The organism is Mycobacterium sp. E3251 (genome assembly GCF_001666835.1).
Classification (GTDB): domain Bacteria; phylum Actinomycetota; class Actinomycetes; order Mycobacteriales; family Mycobacteriaceae; genus Mycobacterium.
In genome coordinates this window covers 1-11,370 of record NZ_LZJF01000128.1, presented here as the reverse complement: position 1 = coordinate 11,370, position 11,370 = coordinate 1, and the positions used below count along the sequence as shown (strand labels likewise).

Annotated in this window: 12 protein-coding genes; 8 read left to right on the top strand and 4 right to left on the bottom strand. The window is 69.2% G+C overall.

Features of this window, described 5'->3' with window-relative positions; all coding sequences use genetic code 11:
- The first annotated feature begins 9 nt into the window (after positions 1-9).
- The 3 genes from thyX (at position 10) to A5697_RS15860 (ending at position 3,441) form a co-directional block, all read left to right on the top strand.
- A complete protein-coding gene (gene thyX, locus A5697_RS15870; protein ID WP_068011377.1) occupies positions 10-762 on the top strand; it encodes an FAD-dependent thymidylate synthase in 753 nt (250 codons plus the stop codon).
- Positions 763-842: 80 nt separating this feature from the next.
- Positions 843-1,745 carry a 4-hydroxy-tetrahydrodipicolinate synthase gene (dapA, locus tag A5697_RS15865; protein ID WP_068011376.1) on the top strand — a complete coding sequence of 301 codons (903 nt, stop codon included), beginning with the start codon at positions 843-845 and terminating at the stop codon, positions 1,743-1,745.
- 19 nt (positions 1,746-1,764) lie between these two features.
- Positions 1,765-3,441 (top strand): ribonuclease J, encoded by a 1,677-nt coding sequence (locus A5697_RS15860; RefSeq protein ID WP_068011351.1) that lies wholly within the window; start codon positions 1,765-1,767, stop codon positions 3,439-3,441.
- A gap of 63 nt (positions 3,442-3,504) precedes the next feature.
- Here A5697_RS15860 and A5697_RS15855 read toward each other — a convergent pair whose 3' ends face one another.
- Genes A5697_RS15855 through A5697_RS15845 form a run of 3 tightly spaced genes read right to left on the bottom strand, consistent with a single transcriptional unit; the run spans position 3,505 to position 5,516 of the window.
- A complete protein-coding gene (locus tag A5697_RS15855; protein ID WP_068011350.1) occupies positions 3,505-4,377 on the bottom strand; it encodes an SAM-dependent methyltransferase in 873 nt (290 codons plus the stop codon).
- Positions 4,378-4,383: 6 nt separating this feature from the next.
- Positions 4,384-5,205: a mycofactocin-coupled SDR family oxidoreductase gene (locus tag A5697_RS15850; protein ID WP_066950641.1), complete on the bottom strand. Its 822-nt coding sequence runs from the start codon at positions 5,203-5,205 to the stop codon at positions 4,384-4,386.
- Entirely contained in the window at positions 5,202-5,516 is a 315-nt protein-coding gene (locus tag A5697_RS15845) for a putative quinol monooxygenase (protein WP_067949997.1), read from the bottom strand. Before A5697_RS15845 ends, A5697_RS15850 begins: the two co-directional genes overlap by 4 nt.
- Before the next feature lie 175 nt (positions 5,517-5,691).
- Between A5697_RS15845 and A5697_RS15840 the strand changes: the two genes are divergently transcribed.
- Positions 5,692-8,178 (top strand): DNA translocase FtsK, encoded by a 2,487-nt coding sequence (locus tag A5697_RS15840; protein WP_156673321.1) that lies wholly within the window; start codon positions 5,692-5,694, stop codon positions 8,176-8,178.
- Between the two features lie 20 nt (positions 8,179-8,198).
- Here the strand turns inward: A5697_RS15840 and A5697_RS15835 are convergent, their stop codons facing one another.
- A complete protein-coding gene (locus A5697_RS15835) occupies positions 8,199-8,726 on the bottom strand; it encodes an amino-acid N-acetyltransferase (protein ID WP_067949995.1) in 528 nt (175 codons plus the stop codon).
- 38 nt (positions 8,727-8,764) lie between these two features.
- On the opposite strand from A5697_RS15835, the gene pgsA reads away from it, so the two are divergent.
- The 4 genes from pgsA to A5697_RS15815 all read left to right on the top strand — a co-directional run.
- The gene (gene pgsA / locus A5697_RS15830; RefSeq protein ID WP_197501022.1) at positions 8,765-9,364 is read left to right on the top strand and encodes a CDP-diacylglycerol--glycerol-3-phosphate 3-phosphatidyltransferase; all 600 of its coding nucleotides are present in this window, start codon (positions 8,765-8,767) and stop codon (positions 9,362-9,364) included.
- Between the two features lie 115 nt (positions 9,365-9,479).
- Positions 9,480-9,818 (top strand): transcriptional regulator ClgR, encoded by a 339-nt coding sequence (clgR, locus tag A5697_RS15825; RefSeq protein WP_067949991.1) that lies wholly within the window; start codon positions 9,480-9,482, stop codon positions 9,816-9,818.
- 128 nt (positions 9,819-9,946) lie between these two features.
- Positions 9,947-10,771 carry a phage shock protein PspA gene (gene pspA / locus A5697_RS15820; protein ID WP_068011349.1) on the top strand — a complete coding sequence of 275 codons (825 nt, stop codon included), beginning with the start codon at positions 9,947-9,949 and terminating at the stop codon, positions 10,769-10,771.
- Between the two features lie 10 nt (positions 10,772-10,781).
- Positions 10,782-11,370 (top strand): hypothetical protein (locus A5697_RS15815; protein ID WP_067949987.1); only part of this gene is annotated, 589 nt, incomplete at its 3' end.

Below are 11,370 nucleotides of genomic sequence, written 5' to 3'. Positions count from 1 at the left end.
GTGAGCGCCGTGGCCGAGACCGCGCCGCTACGCGTGCAACTGATCGCCAAGACCGAGTTCCTGGCGCCCCCGGGCGTGCCGTGGAGCACCGACGCCGACGGTGGCGCGGCGCTGGTCGAGTTCGCCGGCCGGGCCTGCTATCAAAGCTGGTCGAAACCCAACCCCAAGACCGCGACCAACGCCGGCTACATCAAGCACATCATCGACGTCGGGCACTTTTCGGTGCTCGAGCACGCCAGCGTGTCGTTCTACATCACCGGCATCTCGCGATCGCTCACGCACGAGCTGATCCGGCACCGGCATTTCTCCTACTCGCAGCTGTCGCAGCGCTACGTGCCGGAGGGCGACTCGCGCGTCGTCGTGCCCCCGGGCATGGAGGACGACCCCGAACTGCGCCGGATCCTGACCGAGGCCGCCGACGCCAGCCGGGCCACCTACGCGGAGTTGCTGGCCAGGCTCGAGGCGAAGTTCGCCGACCAACCCAACGCGATTTTGCGCCGCAAGCAGGCGCGCCAGGCCGCCCGGGCGGTGCTGCCGAACGCGACCGAGACCCGCATCGTCGTCACGGGCAACTACCGGGCCTGGCGGCACTTCATCGCCATGCGCGCCAGCGAGCACGCTGACGTGGAAATCCGGCGGCTGGCCATCGAGTGCCTGCGCCAGCTCGCCGGCGCCGCGCCCGCGGTGTTCGCCGACTTCGAGATCTCGACCCTGGCCGACGGGACCGAGGTGGCCACCAGCCCGCTGGCCACCGAAGCCTGACGCTGACCGCCCCGGCGGCCCGTCAACGCACGTCCGCGCCGTTGCCAAATACCTTGCCGCCGCCAGGTAACCTAATGACCGTGAGCACCGTCGGATTCGACGCCCCGGCCCGGTTGGGAACCGTGCTGACCGCGATGGTGACACCGTTTGATCCCGACGGCTCGCTCGATACCGCCGCCGCGGCGCACCTGGCGAACCACCTGGTGGACGCGGGGTGTGACGGCCTGGTGGTCTCCGGCACCACCGGTGAGTCGCCGACCACCACCGACGACGAGAAGCGGGAGTTGCTGCGCGTCGTGCTGGAGGCGGTGGGCGACCGCGCCCGGGTCGTCGCCGGCGCGGGCACCTATGACACCGCTCACAGCGTCCGGCTGGCCAAGGCCTGCGCGGCCGAGGGCGCCCACGGATTGCTGGTGGTCACCCCCTATTACTCCAAGCCGCCGCAGAGCGGGCTCATCGCGCACTTCACCGCCGTCGCCGACGCCACCGAACTGCCGGTGCTGCTCTACGACATCCCGCCGCGCTCGGTGATCCCGATCGAGACCGAGACCATCCGCGCGCTGGCCGCCCATCCGAACATCGTGGGAATCAAGGACGCCAAAGCCGACCTGCACAGCGGCGGCCAGATCATCGCCGAGACCGGGCTGGCCTACTATTCCGGCGACGACGCGCTGAACCTGCCGTGGCTGGCCATGGGTGCCACCGGCTTCATCAGCGTGATCTCTCATGTGGCCGCCGGTCAGCTCCGAGAGATGTTGTCCGCCTTCGCTTCCGGTGACATCGCCACCGCGCGGAAGATCAACGTCTCCGTCGCCCCGCTGTGCAACGCGATGGGCCGGCTGGGCGGCGTGACGATGTCTAAGGCGGGTCTACGCTTGCAGGGCATCGAAGTTGGCGATCCCCGCCTGCCGCAGATGCCGGCGACGCCCGAGCAAATCGATGCGCTGGCCGCCGATATGCGCGCGGCGTCGGTGCTCCGGTGAGTCAAAGGGTGACCCGTAAGTGGATGTAGACCTCGCCCCTCCTGGTCCCTTGACCACCGGTGGGTTGCGGGTCACCGCGCTGGGCGGCATCAGCGAAATCGGCCGGAACATGACGGTTTTCGAGCATCTCGGCCGGTTGCTGATCATCGACTGCGGGGTGATGTTCCCCACCCATGACGAGCCCGGCGTGGACCTGATCCTCCCGGACCTGCGCCACATCGAGGACCGGCTGGACGACATCGAGGCGCTGGTGCTCACCCACGCGCACGAGGACCACATCGGCGGCATCCCGTTCCTGCTCAAGCTGCGCCCGGACATCCCGGTCGTCGGGTCGAAATTCACCCTGGCGCTGGTCGCCGCGAAATGCCGCGAGCACCGGCTCAAGCCGGTGTTCATCGAGGTCAGCGAACGCCAGCGGAGCACCCACGGCGTCTTCGAGTGCGAATACTTCGCCGTCAACCACTCCATCCCGGATGCGCTCGCGATCGCCGTACACACCGGCGCGGGAACCGTCCTGCACACCGGCGACATCAAACTCGACCAACTTCCCCTCGACGGCCGGCCCACCGATCTGCCCGGCATGTCCCGCCTCGGCGACGCCGGGGTGGACCTGTTCTTGTGCGACTCGACCAACTCCGAGATCCCCGGCGTGGGGCCGTCGGAAAGCGAAGTGGGACCGACGCTGCACCGCCTGATCCGGGGCGCCGAGGGCCGGGTGATCGTGGCGTGCTTCGCCTCCAACGTCGACCGGGTGCAGCAGATCATCGATGCGGCGGTCGCGTTGGGCCGGCGGGTGTCGTTCGTCGGGCGGTCCATGGTGCGCAACATGGGCATCGCCCGGGAGCTGGGGTTCCTGCGGGTCGCCGATTCCGACGTGATCGACATCGGCGCCGCCGAGATGATGCCGCCCGAGCGGGTGGTGCTGATCACCACCGGCACCCAGGGCGAGCCCATGTCGGCGCTGTCGCGGATGTCGCGAGGCGAGCATCGCAGCATCACGCTCACCGCGGGCGACCTGATCGTGCTGGCGTCGTCGCTGATCCCCGGAAACGAGGAGGCGGTCTACGGCGTGATCGACGCCCTCGCCAAGATCGGGGCGCGCGTCGTCACGAACGCCCAAGCCCGCGTGCATGTTTCGGGCCACGCGTACGCCGGCGAGCTGTTGTTCCTGTACAACGGGGTGCGGCCGCGCAACGTCATGCCGGTGCACGGCACCTGGCGGATGCTGCGCGCCAACGCCAAGCTGGCGGCCAGCACCGGGGTGCCGGAGGAGTCGATCCTGTTGGCCGAGAACGGTGTCAGCGTCGACCTGGTCGCCGGCGCGGCGTCGATCGCCGGGGCGGTGCCGGTCGGCAAGATGTTCGTCGACGGGCTCATCAGCGGCGACGTCGGCGACATCACGCTGGGGGAACGGCTCATCCTGTCGTCGGGCTTCGTCGCGGTGACCGTCGTCGTCCAGCGCGGCACCGGGCGTCCCGTGGCCGCGCCGCATCTGCATTCGCGCGGCTTCTCCGAAGACCCCAAGGCGCTGGAGCCCGCCGGCCGCCGGGTCGAGGCAGAGTTGGAACTGCTTGCCGCCGACAACATCACCGATCCGGGCCGCATCGCCCAGGCCGTGCGCCGCACCGTCGGCAAGTGGGTGGGCGAGACGTACCGCCGGCAACCGATGATCGTGCCGACGGTCATCGAGGTCTAGTGGCGATCGCGAGCGCGGCGGAGCCGGGCGAAGCGGGTCGCCACCGTCGAGATCTGACCCGCCCTACAGCTTTTCCGCGTATGCCGACCATTCCAGCTGCGAGGCCTTGAGCTTGCGCCCGGTGGGCCGCACGTAACGCTCGAGGAGTTCGTCGGGCCCGGCCTGCTCGAGCAGCCGCCAACCGTATTCCCCGATGAACTCGCCGACCTCCTCGGGCTGTAAACCGAAGTGCCACAACTGCCTCCGCTGGCGGACGCTGCGATAGAGCGTACGCGTACCGTACCGATTGGTACCGTCGATGAAATCGCGCCGGACGTAGGTGAATACCAAACGGCTGCCGGGCGCGGCCGCCCGCAGCCCCTCCAGCGTCCGGCGAACGGTGGCTTCGGTCAGGTATTGGGTGACACCCTCGCAGATGAAGAAGGCCCGGTAATCGGTGCGATAACCGTGCTCGGCCAGGGCGGTCAGCAAGTCGTCGCGCTCTAAGTCCAACGCGACCTGCCGCACCGACATCGGCGGCCCGCCGAGCACCCGCCGGACGGTCTTCACCTTCCTGGCGACGTTGACCGGCAGGTCGACCTCGAACACGGGGATGCGGATCTGCCGGGTCAGCAGGTAGGCGCGGGTGTCCAATCCGGCGCCGAGGATGACGACCGCGTCGACGCCCTCGAGCGCCTCGGCCAGCTTGTCGCCGATGAAACGCTTGCGGCAGGCCATGTTCGCCCACAGACCGCGCCCGGTCCACTCCGATGCGCGGATCATCACGCGGCGCACCGGCGCCACCCGGGTCGCCGCGACGAGCCAGCGCAGCGGCGCCGGCAGAAACAGTTCCGCGAGGTCGTCGTCCACCAGGCGGCGACCCGGCGGCTCGTTCTGTTCGACGGCGGCCAACACCATCGGGCCGAAAGCGGTCTGCGCGGCGGGATTTCGTGCCATGCGCCGCTACTTGTTCAGGAAGCCCGCGTCGACCGGCAAAGTGACGCCGGTGATGTAGCGGGCCTGGTCGCTCACCAACCACGCCACCGCGTTTGCGACATCCTCGACATCCAGCACCTCCACCGGCATGGCATTGCCCATGGCGCCGGGCGTGTCGGTTGCGGCCGCCATCTTGGCCAGCCATTCCCGGGTGAACTCGTTGTTGATCATCGGGGTCTCGACGCCGGACGGATGGATCGAGTTGACCCGGATATACTGTGTGGCAAGCAGATTCGCGTACACCCGCATCAGCCCCACCACGCCGTGCTTGGCGGCGGCATAGCCTACGGAACCGGCGTCGGGGCTGCCGACGCCGGCCAGTCCGGCGCTCGAGCTGATCAGCACGATCGAGCCCCCGGTGCCCTGCTTGACCATGGTCGGGATGGACACCTTGATGGTGTTGTAGACGCCGGTCAGGTTGACGTCGATGACGTCGCGCCAGCCGTCGTCGCCCGACTGCATCGGTGCGATACCGGCGTTGGCCACGACGATGTCGAGCCGGCCGAACTCGTCCAGGCCCGCCTGCAGGGCCGCCGACAGCGACGCCCGGTCGCGGACGTCGCCGCGAGCGGCGACGATCCGGGCGCCGGTGTCCTCGACCAGCTTGACCGTTTGCGCCAGGTCGTCCTCGGTGGCCAGGGGATAGGGCACGCTGGCGATCTGGTCGCACAGGTCGACCGCGATGATGCTCGCGCCGTCGGCGGCGAGCCGCACCGCGTGTGCGCGTCCCTGGCCGCGCGCCGCGCCGGTGATGAAGGCGATCTTGCCTTCGAGGGGACGCGTCATCAGGACCGGAGCTGACCCTTGTCCGGGTCGCCGGCGGGGACCGGCTGCAGCATCTTGATGTCGGGGGCCCCGGCCAGGTGCTCGCCTGCCGCGCCGAACATCTTGCCGATGGCCGGGGCGGTGCTGTGCGTCTTGAGCGCCTCCTCGTCGGCCCACTGCTCGACGAAGACGAAGGTCTCGCCCGATTGGTGCAGGGAGTACAACTGGCAGCCGGGTTCGTTGTGCACTTCCTCCACAGCCTGCGTGAGGATGTTGCGGACCGTGTCGACCGATTCCGGTTTGACGGTCATGGTGGCAACGACGACGACGGGCATGCTCGGGCCTCCTGGGTTACGGGGTGGGTGACGCGCATGACTTGTGTTATTCAGGTCACCGGTTGTCACCCTACTCACGCGCCGCCGCGGCCGGCCCGTCAGATGGCTCACAAGCCGAACCGTTACCAGTGTGGCGGGTGGTGCAGATGATGGCGGTGCGACTACCCTTGCCGACATGGCTAACAAGACCGCCGCCCGCTCCAAAGCCAGAACGAGCAGGTCAAAGGCCCCTTCGCGAAGTGGGTCGGGTCGCGCGCGGCCGGCGGCGCCCCGCAAGCGGCCGAGCAGGCCCGCCAAGCGGCGTAACCATTCACTCCTGGTGGCCGCCGGACTCACCGGCGGCCGCGCCCTGCGCGCCACCTGGCTGATGGCGGCCCGCAGCACCGGCGGCGCGGCGCGGTCGATCGGCCGCGCCCGTGACATCGACCCGGGGCACCGCCGCGACGGGATCGCGCTGATGCTGCTCGGCCTTTCCGTCGTGGTCGCCGCGAGCTCGTGGTTCAACGCCGCCCGGCCGGTCGGCGCGTGGGTTGACACGCTGTTGCGCACCTTCATCGGGGCGGGCGTCCTGGCGCTCCCGGTCGTCACCGCCGCGGTGGCGGTGGCGCTGATGCGAACCCAGCCCAATCCCGACGCGCGACCCAGGCTGATCCTGGGCGCCACCCTGATCGCGCTTTCCGCGCTCGGCCTGCGGCACCTGTGGTCGGGCTCGCCGGAAGACCCGGAAGCGCGGCGCCGCGCGGCGGGGTTCATCGGCTTCGCCATCGGCGGCCCGCTGTCGGACGGGCTGACGGCCTGGATCGCCGCGCCGTTGTTGTTCATCGGCTTCATGTTCGGCCTGCTCTTGCTGACCGGGACCACCATCCGGGAGGTGCCCGACGCCGTCCGCGCCATGTTCGGTGCGCGGCTGCTCGGCGACGACGAGTACGACTACGACGACTACGACGACGCGGATTCCCCTGCGGCCGAAGACTTTTCCGACGACTACTACGACGACGGTTCGCTCGATGCCGAAGGCGGGCCGCCGCCATGGGCGACGGCGGAGCCGGCCCCCGCCTTGCGCGACAACGAGGACGACATTCCCACCACGCCGGAGCCGGCCATCGGGAAGGGCCGCCGCCGGGAAAAGAAGAAGACCGAGGTGCTGGACCGCGTCGTCGAGGGTCCCTACACCCTGCCGTCGATGAGCCTGCTGGTGGCGGGCGACCCGCCGAAGAAGCGCAGCGCCGCCAACAACGTCATGGCCGAGGCCATCGGCGAGGTGCTCACCCAGTTCAAGGTCGACGCCGCAGTCACCGGCTGCACCCGCGGGCCGACCGTCACCCGCTACGAGGTCGAGCTCGGGCCGGGCGTGAAGGTGGAGAAGATCACCGCGCTACAGAAGAACATCGCCTACGCGGTGGCCACCGAGAGCGTGCGCATGCTGGCCCCGATCCCCGGCAAATCCGCCGTGGGCATCGAGGTGCCCAACACCGACCGGGAAATGGTGCGGCTGGCCGACGTGCTGACCGCGCCGTCGACCCGCCGCGACCACCACCCGCTGGTGATCGGCCTCGGCAAGGACATCGAAGGCGACTTCATCTCGGCCAACCTGGCCAAGATGCCGCACCTGCTGGTCGCGGGCTCCACGGGATCGGGCAAGTCCAGTTTCGTCAACTCCATGCTGGTGTCGCTGCTGACCCGGGCCACCCCCGAAGAGGTCAGGATGATCCTGATCGACCCCAAGATGGTGGAGCTCACCCCGTACGAGGGCATTCCGCACCTGATCACCCCGATCATCACCCAGCCCAAGAAGGCCGCCGCCGCGCTGGCCTGGCTGGTCGAGGAGATGGAGCAGCGCTACCAGGACATGCAGGCATCGCGGGTGCGCCACATCGACGACTTCAACGAGAAGGTGCGGTCGGGGGCCATCACCGCGCCGCTGGGCAGCCAACGCGAATACCGGCCCTACCCGTACATCGTGGCGATCGTCGACGAGCTGGCCGACCTGATGATGACGGCCCCGCGCGACGTCGAGGACGCGATCGTGCGGATCACCCAGAAAGCCCGGGCCGCCGGCATTCATCTGGTGCTAGCCACCCAGCGCCCGTCCGTCGACGTGGTCACCGGGCTGATCAAGACCAACGTGCCGTCGCGGCTGGCGTTCGCCACGTCGTCGCTCACCGACAGCCGGGTGATCCTGGACCAGGCCGGCGCGGAGAAGCTGATCGGCATGGGCGACGGCCTGTTCCTGCCGATGGGCGCGAGCAAGCCGCTGCGCCTGCAGGGCGCCTACATCACCGACGAGGAGATCCACGCCGTCGTCAACGCGTGCAAGGACCAGGCCGAGCCCGAATACACCGAGGGCGTCACCACGGCCAAGCCGACGGGCGAACGCACCGACGTCGACCCCGACATCGGCGACGACATGGACGTGTTCCTGCAGGCGGTCGAGCTGGTGGTGTCCAGCCAGTTCGGCTCCACCTCGATGCTGCAGCGCAAGCTGCGCGTCGGCTTCGCCAAGGCCGGCCGGTTGATGGACCTGATGGAGACCCGCGGCATCGTCGGGCCCAGCGAGGGATCCAAGGCGCGTGAGGTGCTGGTCAAGCCCGACGAGCTGGCCGGAACGCTGGCGTTGATCCGGGGCGGCAGCGACGCCGACGGCGGCGACCCCGACGACTAGCGCGGGGCGCCACTTTCGGGCTAGAGCACCAGCAGCATCCGGGAGTTGCCCAGGATGTTGGGCTTGACGTAGCTCAGGTCCAGGAACTCGGCGACACCGATGTCGTAGGACCGGCACATTTCCTCGAACACCTCGGCGGTGACCGGCGTGCCCTCGATCTCGGTGAACCCGTGCTTGCCGAAGAACTCGGTCTCGAACGTCAGCACGAACAGCCGCTTGAGCTGCAGCTCGCGCGCGACCTCCAGTAACCGGTCGACGATCGCGTGGCCGATGCCGTGGCCGGTCATCGCCGGGTCGACCGCGACCGTGCGGATCTCGCCCAGGTCGGACCACATCACGTGCAGCGCGCCGCAACCGACCACCTCGTCGTTGCATTCGGCCACCCAGAACTCCTGGACGGCCTCGTACAGCGTCACCAGGTTCTTCTCCAGCAGGATCTTGCCGGCGTAGGTGTCGACCAGGCGCTTGATGGCGGGGACATCGGACGTTCGCGCGCGTCGCACCAGGCAGTCCTGTGAGCTTTCGGTCACGGCTAACAGTATCGGCATCGGGGACGGGCATGCTGACCAACGGTTATTCTGTTGCCGTGTCGGGGCAGCCGCAAACGGGTCCGGTGATGGGACCCCCAGGCCGCGTCCACATCGCAAACCTGGCCAACACGCTGACGCTGCTCCGGCTGGTGCTGGTCCCGGTTTTCCTGCTCGCGCTGTTCGCCAAGGACGGGCACGAGGTCGCCTTCCGGGTGGTGGCGTTCGTCATCTTCACGGTCGCGGTCATCACCGATCGGCTGGACGGCCTGCTGGCCCGCAATTATGGAATGGCAACGGAATTCGGCGCGTTCGTCGATCCGATCGCGGACAAGACGCTGATCGGGTCGGCGCTGATCGGGCTGTCGATGCTCGGCGACCTGCCGTGGTGGGTCACGGTGGTGATCCTGGCGCGCGAGTTCGGGGTCACCGTGCTGCGGCTGGCGGTCATCCGCCGCGGGGTCATCCCGGCCAGCTGGGGCGGCAAGGTCAAGACCGTGGTCCAGGCGGTGGCGATCGGCTTGTTCATCCTGCCGCTGGCCGGGCCGTTCCGGGTGACGGCGGCGGTGGTGATGGGTGCGGCGATCGTGCTGACGATCGTCACCGGCATCGACTACGTGGTGTCGACCGTTCGGGAAGTGCGCCGGACAACGGACTGATTTTCCGGTCGCCGAACGGGAACCAAGGCCCCGTCACCCGCGTTTCATAATGAGCATCTGCCGGACGCGGTCGATTCCGTGCCGAGCGGGGCCGACTTGACGAAGGAGGGCGGGAATGCCGTCATTAGTGCGCGAGGTCATCGGCGACGTGCTGCGCGAGGCCCGGGTGACGCAGGGCCGGACGCTGCGCGAGGTGTCCGATTCGGCGCGGGTGAGCCTTGGATACCTGTCCGAGGTGGAGCGCGGGCGCAAGGAGCCCTCCAGCGAGCTGCTCAACGCGATCTGCGAGGCGTTACAGGTCCCGCTGTCGTCGGTGCTCACCGACGCCGGCGAGCGGATGGCCGGCCAGGAACGGGCGGCCCGTAGTGCGCCCGTCGACGGGGCGCGCGGTCCCAGCATCGATGCCGGCACGAAGGTCGTCATCCCGCCGGTGGCTTCCCTGGCGATCGCCTGAGCGGTGCCCCGGCGCGGCGTTCCAGCGCCAGGGGTAGGGCGATCGGCCCCGACGCATTAAATTGAGCGACAAGCGACGGCCCATCCAGGGGCCATCCGGCCAACAAGAAGCGAAGGTGGAGCTCACTCATGGCCAATCCGTTCGTCAAAGCGTGGAAGTACCTGATGGCGCTGTTCAACGCGAAGATCGACGAGCACGCCGACCCCAAGGTGCAGATCCAGCAGGCCATCGAGGAAGCGCAACGCACGCATCAAGCGCTGACGCAGCAGGCGGCGCAGGTGATCGGGAACCAGCGCCAACTGGAGATGCGGCTGAACCGGCAACTCGCCGACATCGAGAAGTTGCAGGTCAACGTGCGTCAGGCCCTGACGCTGGCCGACCAGGCCACCGCCGCCGGTGACGCCGCCAAGGCCGCCGAGTACAACAACGCCGCCGAGGCGTTCGCGGCCCAGCTGGTGACCGCCGAGCAGAGCGTCGAGGACCTCAAGACACTGCACGATCAGGCGCTGAGCGCGGCCTCCCAGGCCAAGAAGGCGGTCGAGCAGAACGCGATGGTGCTCCAGCAGAAGATCGCCGAGCGCACCAAGCTGCTCAGCCAGCTCGAGCAGGCCAAGATGCAGGAGCAGGTGAGCGCCTCGCTGCGGTCGATGAGCGAGATCGCCGCCCCGGGCAACGTGCCCAGCCTCGACGAGGTGCGCGACAAGATCGAACGCCGCTACGCCAACGCGATCGGCTCCGCCGAGCTCGCGCAGGGATCGGTGCAGGGCCGCATGCTCGAGGTCGAGCAGGCCGGGGTGCAGATGGCCGGTCACTCCCGGCTGGAGCAGATCCGCGCGTCGATGCGCGGCGAAGCGCTGCCGACCGGTGGGACACCCGCCGCCGGGGCCACTCCGGAGGCCCGGCCCGCGTCCGCCGAGAGTGGCGCGGTCACCGAGAAGCCCTTTGGCCAGTAACCCGGGTGTCGTGGCGGTGAGCGAGGCGCGACGCGGGCTCTGGCGCACGCTGCTCGGGCGCGGGCTGGCCACCGCCGCCGACCTGTCCGATCTGGTGGCCCAGAAGCTCAGCGCCGCCGCGGATCCGCGTGCGCGGCTGCTGCGGCGGCAACGTCGCGCGCTGCGGTGGGGCCTGATCTTCGCCGCCGGCTGCGTGTTCTGGGCGGCGGTGACGATGCTGCTGGCGGCGTGGGGATGGTTCGCGCTGCTGCTGGAGATCACCGGCGCCGTCGCGGTCATCATGGCCGTCCCGGCGACGCTGTTGTTGTTCCGCTACCGGTGGCTGCGCTCCGAGCCGCTGCCCACGCCCCGCCCGGCGAACGCGCGTCGGCTGCCGCCGCCCGGGTCCGCGGCGCGGCCCGCCATGTACGCGCTGGGCGCCTCCGAACGCGGATTCCTCTCGCTGCTGAACGTGATCGAGCGCGGTTCGATGTTGCCGACCGCCGAGATCCGTGACCTGACCGCGGCCGCCAACAAGACCTCCGCGGCCATGGCGGCCACCGCCGCGGAGGTGGTGTCGATGGAGCGGGCGGCGCAGTCCAGTGAATCATCGCGGGCGT

Excerpts from the sequence above, each read along its gene's own strand:
- A5697_RS15855 (WP_068011350.1), bottom strand. The coding sequence starts at position 4,377 with ATGGCACGAAATCCCGCCGCGCAGACCGCTTTCGGCCCGATGGTGTTG.
- A5697_RS15845 (WP_067949997.1), bottom strand. The coding sequence starts at position 5,516 with ATGCCCGTCGTCGTCGTTGCCACCATGACCGTCAAACCGGAATCGGTC.
- A5697_RS15840 (WP_156673321.1), top strand. The coding sequence starts at position 5,692 with ATGGCTAACAAGACCGCCGCCCGCTCCAAAGCCAGAACGAGCAGGTCA.
- A5697_RS15835 (WP_067949995.1), bottom strand. The coding sequence starts at position 8,726 with ATGCCGATACTGTTAGCCGTGACCGAAAGCTCACAGGACTGCCTGGTG.
- clgR (WP_067949991.1), top strand. The coding sequence starts at position 9,480 with ATGCCGTCATTAGTGCGCGAGGTCATCGGCGACGTGCTGCGCGAGGCC.
- pspA (WP_068011349.1), top strand. The coding sequence starts at position 9,947 with ATGGCCAATCCGTTCGTCAAAGCGTGGAAGTACCTGATGGCGCTGTTC.